General features: G+C 37.4%; 22 protein-coding genes. 12 read left to right on the plus strand and 10 right to left on the minus strand.

The window, feature by feature from the left end:
- Positions 1 to 648 (minus strand): alcohol dehydrogenase catalytic domain-containing protein (locus tag CXF58_RS02615; RefSeq protein ID WP_180952508.1); only part of this gene is annotated, 648 nt, incomplete at its 3' end.
- A gap of 358 nt (positions 649 to 1,006) precedes the next feature.
- Between CXF58_RS02615 and CXF58_RS02620 the strand changes: the two genes are divergently transcribed.
- Positions 1,007 to 1,354 (plus strand): hypothetical protein, encoded by a 348-nt coding sequence (locus CXF58_RS02620; protein WP_102076489.1) that lies wholly within the window; start codon positions 1,007 to 1,009, stop codon positions 1,352 to 1,354.
- 316 nt (positions 1,355 to 1,670) lie between these two features.
- Here CXF58_RS02620 and CXF58_RS02625 read toward each other — a convergent pair whose 3' ends face one another.
- The 5 genes from CXF58_RS02625 to CXF58_RS02645 all read right to left on the minus strand — a co-directional run bounded on the left by CXF58_RS02625 (position 1,671) and on the right by CXF58_RS02645 (position 5,551).
- Positions 1,671 to 2,696: a reverse transcriptase family protein gene (locus CXF58_RS02625; RefSeq protein ID WP_102076490.1), complete on the minus strand. Its 1,026-nt coding sequence runs from the start codon at positions 2,694 to 2,696 to the stop codon at positions 1,671 to 1,673.
- Positions 2,697 to 2,699: 3 nt separating this feature from the next.
- Entirely contained in the window at positions 2,700 to 2,978 is a 279-nt protein-coding gene (locus CXF58_RS02630; protein WP_102076491.1) for a helix-turn-helix domain-containing protein, read from the minus strand.
- 36 nt (positions 2,979 to 3,014) lie between these two features.
- Positions 3,015 to 3,269, minus strand: coding sequence for a hypothetical protein (locus tag CXF58_RS02635; RefSeq protein ID WP_102076492.1), 255 nt, complete (start codon positions 3,267 to 3,269; stop codon positions 3,015 to 3,017).
- 339 nt (positions 3,270 to 3,608) lie between these two features.
- Complete coding sequence (gene repM, locus CXF58_RS02640) at positions 3,609 to 4,553, minus strand: replication initiation protein RepM (RefSeq protein ID WP_227543711.1); 945 nt, start codon at positions 4,551 to 4,553, stop codon at positions 3,609 to 3,611.
- A gap of 623 nt (positions 4,554 to 5,176) precedes the next feature.
- Positions 5,177 to 5,551 (minus strand): hypothetical protein, encoded by a 375-nt coding sequence (locus tag CXF58_RS02645; RefSeq protein WP_102076493.1) that lies wholly within the window; start codon positions 5,549 to 5,551, stop codon positions 5,177 to 5,179.
- 460 nt (positions 5,552 to 6,011) lie between these two features.
- Between CXF58_RS02645 and CXF58_RS02650 the strand changes: the two genes are divergently transcribed.
- From CXF58_RS02650 to CXF58_RS02670, 5 genes are all read left to right on the plus strand, one after another.
- Positions 6,012 to 6,431 carry a hypothetical protein gene (locus CXF58_RS02650; protein WP_101204343.1) on the plus strand — a complete coding sequence of 140 codons (420 nt, stop codon included), beginning with the start codon at positions 6,012 to 6,014 and terminating at the stop codon, positions 6,429 to 6,431.
- Positions 6,432 to 6,480: 49 nt separating this feature from the next.
- On the plus strand, positions 6,481 to 6,741 hold the full coding sequence (locus tag CXF58_RS02655) for a hypothetical protein (protein WP_102076494.1): 261 nt from the start codon (positions 6,481 to 6,483) through the stop codon (positions 6,739 to 6,741).
- Between the two features lie 104 nt (positions 6,742 to 6,845).
- Positions 6,846 to 7,046, plus strand: a complete 201-nt coding sequence (locus tag CXF58_RS02660; protein WP_068330392.1) for a type II toxin-antitoxin system RelB/DinJ family antitoxin — start codon at positions 6,846 to 6,848, stop codon at positions 7,044 to 7,046.
- On the plus strand, positions 7,043 to 7,333 hold the full coding sequence (locus CXF58_RS02665) for a BrnT family toxin (protein ID WP_180952509.1): 291 nt from the start codon (positions 7,043 to 7,045) through the stop codon (positions 7,331 to 7,333). Before CXF58_RS02660 ends, CXF58_RS02665 begins: the two co-directional genes overlap by 4 nt.
- Positions 7,314 to 7,610 carry a hypothetical protein gene (locus tag CXF58_RS02670; RefSeq protein WP_228706519.1) on the plus strand — a complete coding sequence of 99 codons (297 nt, stop codon included), beginning with the start codon at positions 7,314 to 7,316 and terminating at the stop codon, positions 7,608 to 7,610. The genes CXF58_RS02665 and CXF58_RS02670 overlap by 20 nt, the downstream gene beginning before the upstream one ends.
- An 18-nt stretch (positions 7,611 to 7,628) precedes the next feature.
- On the opposite strand, the gene CXF58_RS02675 is transcribed toward CXF58_RS02670, so the two are convergent.
- The gene (locus CXF58_RS02675; RefSeq protein WP_102076495.1) at positions 7,629 to 8,138 is read right to left on the minus strand and encodes a plasmid replication DNA-binding protein; all 510 of its coding nucleotides are present in this window, start codon (positions 8,136 to 8,138) and stop codon (positions 7,629 to 7,631) included.
- A 220-nt stretch (positions 8,139 to 8,358) separates the two neighbouring features.
- Between CXF58_RS02675 and CXF58_RS02680 the strand changes: the two genes are divergently transcribed.
- The 3 genes from CXF58_RS02680 to CXF58_RS02690 all read left to right on the plus strand — a co-directional run bounded on the left by CXF58_RS02680 (position 8,359) and on the right by CXF58_RS02690 (position 10,074).
- Entirely contained in the window at positions 8,359 to 8,634 is a 276-nt protein-coding gene (locus CXF58_RS02680; RefSeq protein WP_102076496.1) for an excalibur calcium-binding domain-containing protein, read from the plus strand.
- The gene (locus tag CXF58_RS02685) at positions 8,619 to 9,017 is read left to right on the plus strand and encodes a hypothetical protein (protein ID WP_227543717.1); all 399 of its coding nucleotides are present in this window, start codon (positions 8,619 to 8,621) and stop codon (positions 9,015 to 9,017) included. Before CXF58_RS02680 ends, CXF58_RS02685 begins: the two co-directional genes overlap by 16 nt.
- A gap of 775 nt (positions 9,018 to 9,792) precedes the next feature.
- Entirely contained in the window at positions 9,793 to 10,074 is a 282-nt protein-coding gene (locus tag CXF58_RS02690) for a CsbD family protein (protein ID WP_413501051.1), read from the plus strand.
- A gap of 194 nt (positions 10,075 to 10,268) precedes the next feature.
- Here the strand turns inward: CXF58_RS02690 and CXF58_RS02695 are convergent, their stop codons facing one another.
- Together CXF58_RS02695 and CXF58_RS02700 are read right to left on the minus strand one after the other, a co-directional pair.
- Complete coding sequence (locus CXF58_RS02695; protein ID WP_101204338.1) at positions 10,269 to 10,592, minus strand: hypothetical protein; 324 nt, start codon at positions 10,590 to 10,592, stop codon at positions 10,269 to 10,271.
- 77 nt (positions 10,593 to 10,669) lie between these two features.
- Positions 10,670 to 11,146, minus strand: a complete 477-nt coding sequence (locus CXF58_RS02700) for a CinA family protein (RefSeq protein WP_227543716.1) — start codon at positions 11,144 to 11,146, stop codon at positions 10,670 to 10,672.
- 375 nt (positions 11,147 to 11,521) lie between these two features.
- On the opposite strand from CXF58_RS02700, the gene CXF58_RS02705 reads away from it, so the two are divergent.
- Positions 11,522 to 13,540: an AAA family ATPase gene (locus tag CXF58_RS02705; protein ID WP_102076498.1), complete on the plus strand. Its 2,019-nt coding sequence runs from the start codon at positions 11,522 to 11,524 to the stop codon at positions 13,538 to 13,540.
- 88 nt (positions 13,541 to 13,628) lie between these two features.
- Here CXF58_RS02705 and CXF58_RS02710 read toward each other — a convergent pair whose 3' ends face one another.
- Complete coding sequence (locus tag CXF58_RS02710; RefSeq protein ID WP_102076499.1) at positions 13,629 to 14,261, minus strand: recombinase family protein; 633 nt, start codon at positions 14,259 to 14,261, stop codon at positions 13,629 to 13,631.
- 809 nt (positions 14,262 to 15,070) lie between these two features.
- Between CXF58_RS02710 and CXF58_RS02720 the strand changes: the two genes are divergently transcribed.
- The gene (locus CXF58_RS02720; protein ID WP_102076501.1) at positions 15,071 to 15,487 is read left to right on the plus strand and encodes a cupin domain-containing protein; all 417 of its coding nucleotides are present in this window, start codon (positions 15,071 to 15,073) and stop codon (positions 15,485 to 15,487) included.
- Between the two features lie 322 nt (positions 15,488 to 15,809).
- Positions 15,810 to 17,114: an NAD(P)/FAD-dependent oxidoreductase gene (locus CXF58_RS02725; RefSeq protein WP_102076502.1), complete on the plus strand. Its 1,305-nt coding sequence runs from the start codon at positions 15,810 to 15,812 to the stop codon at positions 17,112 to 17,114.
- The last annotated feature ends 42 nt before the right edge of the window (positions 17,115 to 17,156 follow it).

Here is a 17,156-nt window from a genome sequence, read left to right on the forward strand (position 1 = left end):
TACGAAGATCTGCTCAGCGCCTAACATTTTGGCACAAGCTGCTGATAACAACCCCACAGGACCCGCACCATAAATAGCTACGGTTGAACCTTTAGTAATATTGGCATTAGTCACGGCCTGCCAAGCAGTTGGTAAAATATCTGATAAAAATAAAACCTTCTCATCTGACAGTGAGCCATTTACTTTGAACGTATTAAAATTACCTTTAGGAACCCGTACAAATTCTGCTTGTCCACCAGGAATCCCACCATATAAATGGCTAAAACCAAATAAAGCAGCCGGTGGCGGAATTATTTTTTTATTAATAGCAGCGCCTGGGCCTGTATTTGTAGTCTCACAAGCGGACATTAGGTCATGCTGACAGAAAAAGCAGTTACCACATGCAATAACAAAAGGAATAACAACTCTATCGCCTTTTTTAACAGCAGTAACTTCAGAGCCTACTTCTTCAACCACACCCATAAACTCATGACCGAAGATATCGCCTTCCTCGGTTTTAGGTATTTTGCCACGATATAAGTGTAAATCTGAACCACAAATTGCAGTTGCAGTCACACGTAAAATAACATCATCTTTTTCTTGCAGTTTAGGCTCTGGGACATTGTCCACTCGCACATCTTTAGCACCATGATAAGTTAAAGCACGCATAATTTCTCCAGTTAAGTAAAGCTTGCAAAATCTCGATAAACCAATAATCTGTGATAATACAAGATAAAAGTTATTAGAATCAGTGGTTTATGATATCTAAGTTAAGTATTACTCAATTATATTAGCACCTTGAAAAACAAGATTTATAATCAACGTGTGTTAAAAAGGTTGCGTGTTGTAAGTGAAAAGTTGTAGTGGTCAACTAATTTAGGATACCCGATAAATTAACTTTTCGAGGCCTCCTGCCGAGGACTGAAGGCTTATAAAAGCTGTTTGTATTTTTAAAGTAACTTTTTTTGTTAGATAAGGCTATAATTTAATTTAATAATTATTAACATTTTTTTTATTTGAGGTTGCCATGGCAGTTCTTCTTGGATTTCTTTTATTGGTTATACCTGCGATATATATTTACTCTTTTATTAAGCCTGAGAAGTTCAATGTACGTACAGGTAAAAACCCCAATGGCAAATATAGCAGAATGCAATTTACAGGCATCACTGCTTTAATTTGGTTTGCAGTGGTAGCTATCGTTCCAATTTTCGTAGACACTGACACTGAAAGCGTTACTGCAAAGAGTTCTGAACCTGCTACAGTCGAAGAAAATCAACCTGAGCAGATTAAAGCAGTAATGCCTGTAGAAGAAGCGGTTACAACACGACAAGAAGCCACATTGGGTCTTACTGTTGATGAGTATGGCAATAAGTAATAGGTATACATCCTATTTTTTACGCAGACTCTAAGATGACCTATGCTGCTAACCTTGTAGCAACCAACTTGAGAGATTTTAATAAGAAAGCTTAATGATAATGACCCATGCTATCGACCTCATAGCCATTGAATTTATATCTAACATTAGCAGTTCGATTTCTGTATAGCACCCGGATTACGAATAGAATATGTATGACAAGTACACCACGAAGTACACTGAAATTATTTCCGCGAGTTAAAACTTTGATACCATTAGCCCACAGCCAAAGATTCAAGTCCTCACTAGGGAACCATACTTACTCCCATAAAACCTATTATTTCCCATCAATCGTTCCTTTAAAAACAGCCTTCTTAGTGTTAGTTTTTTTCTTACGCTTGAACGTTGGTTTTATAGCGTTCATTTCTTGTCTGAATTTTTTCCACTGCCTAGGGTGAGAGGTCTTGATATGACCTACCTTAGAAGTAATGCTACGCCAATCTTTATCGTAACTATATAGATTCTTATCAGTATGAAAGCGTAGAGAGAGCTTGTGTATATCAGAGCGGAGCTTCTTTCTTTTATCGTTGTTGATTGTAGGTTTTTTTGAATTAACAGTTAGGCCAGTTACTGTTTTTCCTACACCGTTAACGGAAGGAGAAAAAATTGTTTGTTTCTTACGGTTTGGATGATGAGCTTTATGAAAAACCATTGAGTATATCTTGGAGATAATATCTGTTTTTTGTCGGTCAGTTAATAGCCGTGAGCTAGAGATGGTTATATCGTCAATATATCTACTGTATGCAACTTGTTGACGGTCCAATTCTTCAACTAGTTTTGGCTCTATATCATAGAAGATTAACTGTGCAAGGTATCCACTAGTCTTCCATCCTTGTGGTAGCTCGTTTTGATACGTTGTTAGTTGTGTCAGAATTTCAGCGATTTCAGGTGCCATACAAAAGAACCCTTGCCAGATGCTACGAATATTTTTGTAGTCACAGTTGGGGAAGAAACTCTTTATGTCTTCTGATATAACAATAGATTTGTTGCAATGAAATGCAGCGTGAGTCCTACAACTGCGAGGGTTTAAGAGATCTGCGACTCCACCCTGCATATAGATGGGATAAAAAACTTTTTTAAGTAACTTATCAAGAATTTTTTGATGAATGGCTTTTAGCCTAGGTTTTGCATTGTGTGTATGTCTTACTTCACCATTGGGCTTGGTTAGTTTTTTTCCTGGGCACCAATATCTATCTTTATTAGCCAGTACATATTCTAGATCTTCCACTGTAATTTCTAATAGGTTAGCAAGTGAGCTAATATTTGCAATTGGTGTAACCTGAGGTAGAGGGTGAAAGCCCATTGTTTAAGCTTCAATCATCGAATAAATTGTTTTGGTAAGGGATTCAATCTGCGTGTCTGTAATTTCCGAGATGGATTCTTGCTTAGCCGCCAAAAACACAAGGACACTTACTGGTATCTGTAAAGCGTCAGCAATTGATTCCAGATTGGATAAGGTTGGTTGACGTTTATCTTTTTCTATTAATGATAAGTATGATTCAGAAACATCTGCTAAAGCGCTTACTTGCAACTGCGTCATATTTCTCAATTTTCGACATTTTTTTATAACACTGCCGATTTTCATATTTTCAACCTTATAAGAGTGGTAAGGCTTGCTGTACTACTCTAGAAACTTTCTAAAAAGCTGAATAAGCTCAATAATACTGGGGAAGTAAATAAGTAAATCACCGAGCGTTTTTAAACCTATGGCCTTATAGTCTGCTTCTTTGGAAGCTGAGTTCTCTATTACTAAATCAAGATTCTCTATTGCTTCTTCAATTTTACGAGTAACACTGGGTTCTAATGTATCATGCGTAGTTGTTTGGATCTCAGCAAGCTGAGCCTGCAACTGTTCTAAAAGTTTTATATCATTCATATTATTTACGACGCTTTCTGACGGCACGGATTGTACCAGTCGACAACACAATCGAACCCGAGAGAAATAACATTAGAACGCCACAAGCCTTATACTGTGGCGAAGCCTCAGTCGAAATACTAAACGAATGACAAGTTGCGTAAGGCCAAACGAGGTAGTACAGAGGTCGAGGTCTTCGGGTGTTGCAGCTATAAAAATAGCGGCTAAAATCAGCCAGTTACAAGGTTCAATTAATAAATGATATCTTCTAAAACGCATCTAGACGGATCGTCTATTCTGAGTTGTTAGGTTACTACAAAACATTACTCTGAGTCAAGTTTTAGATCCGCCTATTAAACTCTAGTATTCAAGATATTCTCTAACTGGACGTTTCTTAAACTGTGAAGCATCTTTTTTGAGGCGATTAATCATCTCAAATTCCCACGCTTTGGGATCTTGACCTGCTGGACTGGTAGAGCTTACTAAATGATTGTAATCTGCCATAAAGCTAGGGTTACGAGCAATACGTCCTAGTTGCTTATCGTTAAGTCCTTCAATAGTAGTCCTATTTTCATTATTAGAAATTTTAGTACCAGTTTTTTCTTTATTTTTTTTCACTTTAAACTTGAATGTAAATCCTGTAATGACGCGGCCTTGTTTGTGTTGTTCATATTCAGAAGTAATATCAGTATGTTCATTTATTTGAGTTATCGCCAGATCTAAAACCCGTCTTTTGAAGGCTTCTATCCGTTGGTATTCGTCCACCAATCCTAGCTTTTCGCGCAATTCTACAAGCGATATCTGACTGGTTGTACCTACTGACCTCCATTGAATTATCAACTCATACAGCCTTATTGCGTACTCACTCTGCAATCCTACGACCTGCTTCAACTCATATTCTGTGTAACGTGCTTCAAGCCTGGTAATCAAAGGAATTACATCACTTGCAAATACTAATTCGACACAGCCTAATTCGTCAATATAGCCGATCTTATCCACCCAACGGCTTTTATAATTACCTATCTTTCCCGAACGTTCATCCACCTTACTATAAGCAAAACCTGCCTCATACAATCCTTCTACTGCCCTTTTCATAGCTTCATACGATGTATGCTTTTCCACATTAAATTGTTTAGCGTAGCTTTGCGCATAAATTCGCAATAATCCACCTGCTTCTATTAATGTTTTTTGTTCCCTTGCCTCGATAATGGCTAAAAATATTAAGCGTTGTTCAACTACTCCTAAGCTATAACTCGCACCAATCAAGGAATTATCCTTAGTAACTAATTGTTTAGACATTTCCATATTCCAACCCATTTTTAACAACTATAATCTAACAATGCTATTAAAGCAACAACTCAAAAAATAAGTTGCTTTATGGGTCGTAAAACGTTGCTTTATGGGTCGTAAAACGTTGCTTTATGGGTCGTAAAACGTTGCTTTATGGGTCGTAAAACGTTGCTTTATAGAAGGCGAAACCCTTTTATGAAAAGCGTTTCAGAGGAGGTAAAAGCTTTTAAAAGTATTTAAAAACATTAAAAACCTTTTTGGTTATTAATAATTAGAGTGACAAAAGAAAAGGCTAGTAAAGATAGCAATGAATTCAATATCAGTAATTTCAAATAATTTAAAAAGAAAGCTCAAAGCTTTAGTTAAATAGGGATAAAAGCATCCTATTAAGCTCCCTATAAGGTTCTAAGTATCGTTTGGTATAGTTGCTAGGTAAAATTTTTCCAACCCCCTTAGACGACCTTTATGAGCTTACCCAGTTCCATGATTGTTCATATCAACTAAAATCTTCGGAAGATTATTAGAATCTCAGTAGTTTTTATTACTGTGCCACCAAGGATCAACCTCTTATCACTGAATTGCTTCTCAAAAAAAGCCCTAGTATCAGCTGATACTAGGGCAATACAAAATTTTATTTTTTAATCCAAACTATTGTATGCTTTTATTCCTGCTTTATCGACTAATCTTTGAGAATTGGAGACCTTATTAGGTGCTGCCACCTCCCTTAATATCAATAACGATTCTAGCACTATCGGCATCAAAGCCTTGACCATATCATTCTGATTTGATGTGTTCTCTACCGATTTTGATCCTTTATCATCCGACTGCAATAAGTGCAGAATCTCACTAATATCTCCTTTCATAAACTTAAGATCTTCAAGGAAACTATTAGTATCTGATTCCAATTTTTTCTTTAAGTAGACACCAGGAGATTGCCCTTCCTTTGCTGCTATTGCTTCTAGTTTTAAGTAGACTTCAGGTTTTAATCTAAATGATACGGTAGGGGTGTACATAATTATCCTTGTTTGCAAATTGTAGACAATAATATATCATAAAAATCAGTTGCTTAAATTCATTTTGTTTGCACTTTGCATGCAGAAAAAAGCGTCTTAAATCAGGTAAGTTTCTGATTTAAGACGCTTTTTTTCATCCCGAGAGGGTGCGTAAGGTGTAGTCATTAAATTGGATAATTTAATGACCAAAAAGCAGGTAGAAAAATCGGTTATTTTCTACCTGTCGTAAGCCTTTTTAGCTAAAAAGGCTTATAAGAGCGTTACGTTAGTAAATCGTTAGTAAAAAGATAGGGAATCGTTAGCTAGATATGAGCAAATTATGAGCAATTGCTGTATGATTGATTGAAAGTTAGCAAATCGTTAGCAAAAGGGTAGTAAATCGTTAGTTAATTATGAGCAATTTATGAGCGTTTTTATAATTGAGATAATTGTCTTCAAGAATAGAGGGAGATAGAAATTTATGGCTAAGAGAACAAAGTTTTCCAAGTTTCGTGATCTTTATGAGGTGATCGAAGAGCTGGCTGTTTCATATACCTATGAAGGCGTGGTTGAGATATTAGCTGAGCGCCATGACCTCATTCTAACGACTGGTACACTGACCAATTATCTTTACCGCTATAGAAAAGAGTCAAAGGAATTATCTGTCGCTACAGATAATTCTAGCAGTGATATTGAGATTAAGCCTGAGGTTAAAAAACAAATTTTTGTTGATTTGTATTCTAGTGACCCAATCCAAGAAAGCAATACGGATGTTAGCGATGAGGCCTATGTACAGTCCACGCATGAAGAATTAGATACGGCTATGAAGAGATTTGAAGCGAAGCTAACAAATAAAAGAAATAGATCTCTTCTTGATAGGCAAGCTATTGATGATAAATAAATAAAAATTTCATAAAGGGACATTTTCCTAGTGTAAAAAGGAGTAATTCATGAGTATTGAAGGTATATCAGTAGCAAGTAACCATTTCATGATGTTTGAAGAGGCGCAACGAGAATACTACCGTCAAATGGGTCGTCTTAACACCTTTGGTTTAGAAAACGAAGCTCATAGCGATAACATACGTAAAAAGATGTTTGAGCTAAAAGATGAGGAACGTATGCTAAGAGAATGTAGCGCGAGCGAACTCTACGTCATACAAAAAGAGCTCAAACAGAAAATTGATGATTTTCTGGGTGAATTAGACGTATAACGTGTTACTGTCACTATTCGTGAAAGTCTAAAACGCTAGATTGATTGAACTGGATGTACTTATCGCTTATATTAAGGGTATATGAATAAGCGATAAGTACTGCTATGAGCACAACCAATTATAATATCCGTCTGGATCAAGAGTTAAAAGACAAGGCGTTTTCGGTGCTTGAAGGCTATGGTTTAACGCCTTCTCAGGCCATTAAGTTATTTTTGCATCAGGTTGCTGAAACCAATAGCATCCCGCTATCTTTTGATTATCAGACAATGCCTAGCACCAATATGCTTGAAGACGGTGATCAATGATTGAATTTGAATGGGATGAACAGAAAAATAGCAGTAATCAACGCAAACATGGCTTATCCTTTGAAGAAGCCGCTCGTGTATTTTTTGATCCTTTGTGTTTGCGTCAGCAAGATCGATATGAAAACGGTGAAGAGCGGTGGCAAGCGCTTGGCGCGGTGAATGGGGTGGCGGTATTACTGGTCGCTCATACTCAAAGAGATAGTGAGGGTGGTGAGGTTATTCGTATCATATCAGCACGACGTGCCACCAAGGCTGAAAGGAGGTTTTATGAACAAGGTGAGCTATAAAGCAAATGAATTGCCGTCTTTAAGCGTTGAGCAAGAAGCCAACTTGCAACGATTGGCGGTGCTTTCAGATCATGATATTGATTTGTCTGATATGCCTGAAGTTACTGATTGGTCGAGCGCGACTCGTGGTAGTGTGGTGGCAGATGATCCTATGGTCGGTGCCAGTATCGTGAGTCCGAGTATCATTGCTAGATTCCAGGATAAGGCTAAAAAGACCGGTGGAAACTACCAAGATATGATTAACGATGCGCTAGAAGAGTATTTGTTAGATCATTAGTCGATAAGATCACAACGTTTAAAATTCCCACCACTTTTTTTTCTTCTCAACCGTAGCTACGGTTGAGTTGTCTGTTTTTTCTTTCTCTTGTTCAACTGGCGGCTCATAGCCCTGCTCAGACTTTTTAAACTCTAGTAGTCTGACTTGCGCGAAATCCTGAATACTGGCGTTGGCTTTATCCAGCGTTTTGTTGAGCTGACTGATCTGCTGCTGATAATTCTCTATCAACTTCTTTTGATCACTCACTTGTTGGCTGAGGTGTTCATTTTTGAGCTTTTCAAGCGCTAATTGGTGTTCAATGTCTGTACTGTACTGAACATTCTGACTGTTCAGAGGTGTACTTTGGACAGTGTTCACTGAACGTTCAGTACGTTTTTTAGAAATTGGCTCACCAAACACGCGCAACATTTCTGAAACGTCTATTTTCTTGTCTGCGGTTCTGGATAGCTCACCATCATTGACTTTCTGATAAATGGTCGTTCTTGATACACCCCATTCTTTTGCTGCTTTTGTCACCGATATGTTCATTCTTCACCTAGTGTTCAAGTACGTTTTTAGTGTCTGTACAGTACAACTGTCCAGAACGTTCAGTGAACAACTATGGCACTAACCCGTCTATCAGGCAAATTATAAATAAACTGCTGTGCAAATCAGACGTTTAGTTATACAGCACTCACTTTATTGAACAAATATAGGGTATTATTAATACTTGAACGCAGTGTTTTGGATATCAAAAAAAGTAGTTTTTATGAAAAAATTTATTTTAAGTATAGCGTTATCTCTCTTTGCTTTATCTTCTCAGGCAGCAGTTACAGTCACTGACAATCCATTTTATAGTGATGTTGAGGTAGAGCATCCGTTGTTTGCTAAAGGTGCTGGCGGCTCTCAATGCAAAGGCTTACCGCGCACTTGTGGGCAGATGGTTAGCTGTGAACAAGCTAAACAAGCACTCAAATGTGGAAATACCAAGCTAGACCGTGATAAGGACGGCGTACCATGCGAATCAATATGTCCAGGTGGTTAATTGCAGTAGCGTCTATCGTTATGATTGGGTGCAGCTCAGGCAATACAGAAGATGATCTGTATGGTTCAGGCTATATCGTAGTGAGTGAGCAGACATGGAGTAAAGATTACACAACACCTTATCCGTTTACAGTGCCTGAGGGTGAGATTGCGTGTGCCTCAAATCCTTCCTTTGGTCGTGAGGTGTTTTTTCATCCTAAGGGTTACACCGATGAATCTTACGTTGGTATACCGCTTAACAAAGCAGCGGTAGATGGCTTAAAGCTAAGTCGTTTGACGCCAAATGTGCCTTATAGTGTCAAAGAAGGGGCTGACCTTAGTGAAGCCGTACAAATTGGATTGAAGGTCTGTGATGAGTATGAGGATAGGTTTGCGAATTATTAAGTTCAGTTTCCCATGTGGGTGTCATCATAATTGATTAAATTATTCATATACAAAATAATAATACTGGATAGGTTCGCTCAATGTACTTTTTGATGGTATTTTAAAGAGTCATTTACAATAATGGATAGATAAAGTATAAAGTAGATATTAACAATAAAGAATGATGCGAGGGCGGTTATGAGCAACAAGGAATTTGTTCTACGAGCTTTAGGAGTGAGCGGTTTAATCCTCGTCTTGAGCACTATAGTCGTGACTAGATTTTTCTAATTGACTGTAGTAATCCTTAGTGGGCTTACTTTCGATAAGTCGCTCTACCTGTCCAAGAACTCTCTAAAAAAGCCATCTAGTAGATTGGCTTTTTCTGTCTAAAATCATTTGTCATAACGCCCATTATACGATTTAACGAAAGGGTTTTTTATACCTTCTCAGAATGTTAAGTCTCAGGAAATTTCAGAGTGGTTTAGTAAGAGCGTCTCCCAGCTCTGACACTAGAACCAATCTTATAGTCTTTTTTAATTAAAGACTTTTCTTATAACTAACAGTCCGGTCCGAATCATAACTTATACCGTCATAACAAATTGGTAGACTTAATAATAGCTCAGCAATACTTTAAACATTCGTTATACAGACAGTCCAAATGTGTATCTCTATATTAGATATGTCAGCTTAATAATTGCTGATAGCCTATCCATCAATAAAAAAAATAAAAGATGGATGAGCTTGTTCTTGATATAGATGCGTTGACTTAAAAACGCATAAATAGAAAAGGAAAGCCATGATGAACAATCAAGATTTGAACGAACAAAGTATGGATGAGCAGTACAAAAACAATCAAAAAATGGATGATAACGATATGAACAATCAAACCCTAAAAGGCGAATGGAACCAACTCAAAGGTTCAGTAAAACAAAAATGGGGAGATTTAACAGATGATGATCTCACTCATATCGAAGGTGACCGTGACAAACTGGTTGGACGTGTCCAAGAGCGTTATGGTCATTCAAAAGAAGACGCTGAACGTGATGTAGATGAGTGGCGTACACAAAACAACTATTGATGATTGAGTGTTTAATAATTAGACCCTAAAAATGTAAAAAGCCCGTGATTATGGTCACGGGCTTTTTTAGTCAATTCTGCTAATGATGTAAGTAAAGATGAGACGCTTAATAAGTACGGTTTCTTAGTTAAACTTGAACACATGGCGGTGAGCTATTTATATTAATACTTAATGGATTGCGCGCTTTCTCATACTTACTGCACTCCATCTGCCGGTGTTTGATCTAAGTTCGAGTTATTTTCATTAACAGTAACCGTATCATCCGTCTTTTGGTCATTTTCTACACTCCCATTACTAGAATAGTATGCTGTACCACCTGCACCTTCTACCTCCTCTGTAGGAGCAGGGGTTTGATCGTCAGCCTCGGTCGCTGTTTGCACAGGTGTCATTTCGCTAGATTCTGTATTAGGAGCCGGCTCTTCTGTCTCACTGCTGCAAGCGCTGAGACCAAAGAAACTCACCAAAAATACTATCCATAGTTTATTTTGAAGCGATTTAATAGGTACTGATGTTTTCATTTTAATATCCTTATTATAGTTTCTAGCAACAAAAAACATAGAGGATGGGCTAAAGCCCTAAATAATAAGATTTTAAATTAGTCAGTATGGCGATTTACAACCTCTATAATACTCTTACAAATAAGACTATTGATGCTGCGTAGCTTTTGCTCAGGGGCGCCTTGACAGATACTGCGAAAATCATACAGCTCATCTTTATAACCAATGCAATAAAAAAACGTACCGACAGGCTTATCCTTAGTTTCAGAGCCTCCAGACGTTAATAGTCCTGTACAAGCCACATATAAGTCGGCTTCAAACATGGTCTTAGACTTATTAACCAGTTCTTGGGTGACTTCTAAGGATTCAGGTGTACACTGAGCAATTAATTGGCTCGATATATTTAACACGTTCTTTTTTATCGCAACGTCATAGCATACCAAGCCGCCCATTAATATATCGCCTGAATAAGGACTCATAGAAAAGCGATGTGCTAGATAGCCCGCGGTCGCGCTTTCAATGAAGACTATGGTCAATTGCTTATCTGCCAACAACTTAGCACAGCTATCAGTCACAACGCCCTCCATATTAGCATTAGAACAATCAAGACTATTACAGTACGATCCTATTTAAGATTCAATTCATGTAGTGATGAATTTACGTAACAGTATTTTTTAATTAAGCCTACTTATAGCGAGCCACTCAAGCTCTTTTCTTGGTTCGGTACCCTAGTGAGTACTTGAGCCTTCGGCTGTAGGCTAATGATATCGGTATATTGAGTTATTTAGGTAGTCGCGGTGTACTTCGTTGTGTACATGCAGTGAGCTTTTGGAGCATTATTTTTATTTAGCATAAGCGCTGTTATGGCAATGATTAGTGTTTTCAGGATAGATTGAGCAATAGAGTAACCATTATTAAAATCAATAATATTAGGAAAGGGAAATAAATTTATGAGACTAATCAAAGCTAGAATTCAAAACTACCGAAGTATAATTGATACTGGAGAATTTGAAGTTGAAGATCTAAAGACGATAATGGTAGGGCCAAATGAGGCAGGGAAAACAGTGATTTTAAAAGCTTTACAACAGCTAAGTAAACCAAAAGAAGTAGATGGATTTGAAGCACTTAGAGATTATCCGCGATCAAAATATAACGATATCACTTCTGAAAAGGTCCTCCCTAAAGACATTACAGTCGTAACAGGTTGGTTTAGACTAGATGAAGATGATGCAGAAATTGTACCGGCTGAATTTCACGACTGTATATATAAATTATATAAAAATCTTGATAACAGGGTATATCATTCTCTCGAGAATGGCCCATCAAAAATTCGTTATAAAGACATTAGAGGTGACTTAGCAAGGTTAATGTCTCATTTAGATAAACAGTATGGTATTGAACATCCAGACGAAGATACTGGAAAACCTAGTAATGTTTTAAGGACTATCAATCAAAGTTGGAACGATAATACCCTCATATCAGAAGATAAATCTAAAGAGTTACAGAGTTTTTTAGAGAATAATTTTGCTCTTATAGAGGAAGATAATAATAAAGAAGAAGAAAGATACGAAAAGTTAAAAACTTTAATTGAGTTTAATGAGCAGATTGATAATGTTTTAAGTATTCTGGATAAAAGGACACCAGTATTCATTCTCTTTAATAATTATTTTAAAGTTAAACCTTCTGTACATTTGGAGCATTTAGCACAAAGAACCGAACAAAATCTACTAGATGATACTTATTATGATTATGGAAATCTTTGTCTCCTCAAGTTACTAGGTTTCACTGCAAGAGAGCTGTCTGAACTAGGAAAGACAAACAGCCCATCTATTAACGATCCACAAGCTTTAAAAGAATATAAAGATAGACTTGATAGTAGAAGTTATCAATTAAATGCTGCAAGTGTTCGGTTAACAGAGGAAATCAGGAAAGTATGGATGCCAAATCCTGACCGACCAGAAGCAGATAGGTTAAGGGTTATCGCTGATGGACAATATTTAAAAGTCGTTGTAGAAGATGAGATTGGTGTTGATATTGAATTAGACCAAAGGTCAGAAGGTTTTCAATGGTTAGTTTCATTCTTTGTTGTATTCTTTGCAGAAGCAATGGATAGGCACAAAAACGCTATTTTGCTTTTAGATGAACCTGGTATGAGTTTACACGGTTTAAAACAGCGGGATTTTAGAGAAACTCTCACAAGATTAGCAGAAAAAAACCAAACTATTTATACTACTCATTCTCCTTTTTTAGTTGGACCTGACGAACTAGATATCGTCAAAGTAGTAGAAATGAAGAACCGTAGAGATGGAACAAAGGTCCATACTACAATTTCTTCAAGCGACCCAGCTGGCCTCTTACCTCTTCAAGAAGCACTAGGATATGACTTAGCTCAAAGTCTATTTACGCAAAAGAAAAACTTGATTTTAGAAGGCCTTACAGACTATTGGTACATAGAGTCAGTTTCAGCACTGTTGCGTCAATCTAGTGTGGTAAGTTTGGATGAAAAGATAGCTCTGATTCCTGCTAATACAGCTGGTAAAGTCGTATATTATGCTACTATTTTGCATGCCCAGAAATTAAAGATTGCAGCTTTACTTGATTCTGATAGCGCAGGCGATCAAGCAGCTCAACAGGAAAATTTAATTCATACTTTAGGGAATAAAAATATATTTCGAACCAAGGACTACTGTAAAAATGTTTCTACGCCCGAAATTGAAGACTTATTAAGGAAAACACTTATTGATATTGTACAGTTAGAGTATTCTATTAATTGTCAAGACATTGCAGATTCACAGCCTAATAGAAGTATTGTGAGTATATTCAATAAAGAAGTACCAAATTTTTCAAAGTATAATCTAGCTAAAGCTTTTATAAAGTGGTGTAAAGATCACGATTCATCTCACCTAGCAGCTGATGAAGTTGATGAGTGGAAAAAACTTATTGAAAGTATCAACAAAGCATTAAAATGATTTTTTGGCATACTCCAAGAGAACCATCTAAAAAGGCTCATTAATCCATTAATAGACTACTCATAGTAGACTGCTGTAGTGGAACCACTTAATGAGCAATGATAAGTTTAGGTCTTTCCTTGGCCACATCAGCGATCAGATGCCGTGAGCACTTGGCCATTTTCTGAATATCAGAATAGCTATGGCCTGATTTGAGTAGACTGGCAATAATCTTACGCTTTTCGGTATCTTTCCTACGTCCTGAATACTTACCTTCTGCCTTAGCACGAGCAATACCTTGCATCTGACGGTTACGGCGATCCTCATAATCTTTTCGAGCAATGGCTGCGAGCATATCCAGCATCATCGAGTTAATGGCCTGCAATACACTGCTCATAAATTCAGTGCTGCTTTCAGGTTGAAGTGCCATATAGGAGGTCGGCAGCTCTTTTGATACGATAGAGAGCTTTTTTTCTGATAGCATTCTTTTGAGCGTATCCCAATCAGCTTGGTTCAAACGTGCCAAGCGATCAATCTGCTCAACTAAAATAACATCGCCCTTATGAGCATCTTCAATCAGCTGCATAAGCTTGGGTCGCACCAAGATAGCTCCTGATTCGTTTTCGACATAGAAGGCGGCAATCTTGTGGCCATGATCGTTGGCAAATGCTATGAGTTCGCTTTTGGCACGCTTAGCATCTTGTTCTTTGGTAGACGCTCGTAGATACGCTCTGATAAACATAAACACCTAAAATAGTCTGTTATAAGTGGTTCCATTATAGCAGTCTGTTTTAAGTGGTCTGTTAATAGGTTTGAGGGGCGAAATAACTGGTTCCCTTGGGGTATACCCTAATTTACAATGCTCACTTGAAGTTAATAAGTCCAAAAAAGATTTGTTGGTAATTTTCATATCATTCAAAGTAGTTAGCTAACTCTCCCAAGCATAAGATACTTATCCAGTAGAATTAAGCTGCCTAGTTTAGTTTTTGCATTGGCGTAAACATACAAACAATCAAATGGAAAAATTATTATGATGTCTAAGCTAATCATTGTGGTGCTCATACTGTTATTTTTATCTGGTTTGTCAGGGCTACTGGAAATTGTATTTTACAACGGTATTAATGCCGATGGTATATTGCAAGAAAGTTTCTTTTTGCCGTTATCCTTCATATTGGCAACACTAGCGGTCGTACTTTATATATGCTCAATAGCAACTAAACTAATATCTGCAAAGCTCAAATGCTGATGATGGAAGCCTTATTTATGATTCATAATTTCAGAGCCACTTTTTATTTTTAGAATGTTCATATAACAGTCGTTTAACTAACGTCAATGACGAACACCCAACCTTATTTTATACTCTGCAATTATCTTCTATTATTACTAACATGTAAAAGTCATTTTATTCTAATGCTGGTTATTATTTCTCATAAACAATGTAAAGTAGGCGTTATAGATCAGATAGTAAGTAATGAGCTGAATCTATAGTGCTAAAAAAACATATGATTTACAGATACTGATCTTTCAGTCAACCTTATTAGGATTAAAATAATGACTCTTTCCGTAAATAAAAACAATGTAGCCTCACTTGCTCAAGAGTCTGGTATCCAACTTATTAAAGCAGGTACTTATAAGCTAAACCAACTCGCTGGCTTACTTGAAGTTAACAACCTAAAAAGTCAGATGGCAGAAGTTAGCGTCACCAATAATACTAATGGTTTAACGGTTGGTTTTTTTGCCATGCAACCTGGTGTTGAGTTTGAGTACACTTATGAATTTGTAGAATACAAAGTAATCACTAAGGGTAAAATTGTGATGCGGGATTTACAAGGCAACAAATACGTGGCAGAAGTAGGTGATATCTTACTATTTACACCTAACGTGACGGTTATATTTGATGGCGAAAGTGATGGTGAGGCAGTTTATACCGCACATCGCAGTGCTGATAACATGTTTGCACCTAAGTAAAATTTCAGGCTTATTATGAAAAATACATGATGAGCCTGTTAGCTGATTTCATGGTTGTTAATAACGATTTGAACAAGTCATCTGCCTTCGATCTATTGAGGAGGGTAGATACATCAAGTACTCACGATTAAGCTTCTAATATTCATGATTGTGATGGCCATAAGCTCACCATTTCCTGCCACGTAAAAGCCTGATTTATGATTTTAGCTTTCATGAATCTCACCTCATAATGACAGCAGTCTATTAGTTACTCTGGTTTTCATAACCTACCTTGCGAATAGATTGTCAGTTATTTGAATATGTTATTGTCTAGGACAACGTTATGAATATAATCACACCTAAAATTGTCGTTATTGGCGGCGGTGCTGGTGGTTTAGAGCTTGTAACCCAATTAGGACACAAGTTAGGAAAGAAAAAGCAAGCCGATATATTATTAATAGATAAAAACCGTACTCATATTTGGAAACCGTTACTGCATGAAGTCGCGACAGGCTCTATTGATTCTGATTTAGATGGTGTGGTGTACTCGGCGCATGCTGCTCAGCATCATTACCACTTTCAGCTGGGGGAATTTGATAATATTGATCAAAAAACTAAAACCATCACTCTTGCTGCACTGTATGATGAATCAGGCCATACTATCTTGCCGGAACGCCACGTGCACTACGATCATCTTGTTATTGCCATTGGCAGCATAAGTAACGACTTCAATACCCCTGGGGTGAAGGAAAACTGCTACTTTTTGGACTCAACTCAGCAAGCTCAACGTTTTCAGCATTCATTGCTTGATGGTTTTACGCGTCTTCATCAAGATGATAACCAGCAGCAAGCACTTAATATCGCCATTGTTGGTGGAGGTGCAACGGGAGTAGAACTTTCAGCTGAGCTGTACCATGTGTCTAATCTATTAAAGCTATACGGCTTGACAAATATGTCGCCGAAACGTTTACACATCCATTTAATTGAAGCGGGACCACGCATTTTACCTGCCTTGCCTGAGCGTATTGCATCAAGTGCTAAGCGCGAATTATTGAAACTAGGCGTTCATGTACGTGAACATACACAGGTGAAAGAGGCGACGAAGTACGGCTTTATTACGAAAGATGATGAGCAGATTGAGGCTGATATCATGGTATGGGCGGCAGGCGTAAAAGCCCCTGATTTTATTAAAGATTTGGGGGTTTTTGAGCTTACTTCTAATAATCAAATTCGGGTAAATAAATTTTTACAAAGCACGGTTGATGACCGTATCTTTGTATTAGGCGATTGCTGCGCCTTCACCCAAACCGATGGCAAACAAGTGCCACCGCGCGCGCAATCTGCACATCAAATGGCAAAATGTGTTGAAAAAAATATAATTGCAACGTTAAGAAAGCAGCCACTACGAGGTTTTACCTATAACGATTATGGGTCACTGGTTAATCTATCACGTTACGGTACTGTGGGAAACTTAATGGGTAATCTCACCAATAACAGCTTTTTCATTGAAGGAAAGATTGCCCGTTTTATGTACATATCGCTCTATCGCATGCATCAGATGTCTATTCATGGTGCCTTCAAGACATTTGCTTTATGGATTAGCGAAAAGATACTACGCATAGGTCGTCCAAAGATCAAATTACATTAAGTAAAACGACAGCGATAAACTGATTATCGCTGTCGTTTTTTT

It is taken from the genome of Psychrobacter sp. Sarcosine-02u-2, from assembly GCF_002836335.1.
Classification (GTDB): Bacteria; Pseudomonadota; Gammaproteobacteria; order Pseudomonadales; family Moraxellaceae; genus Psychrobacter; species Psychrobacter faecalis.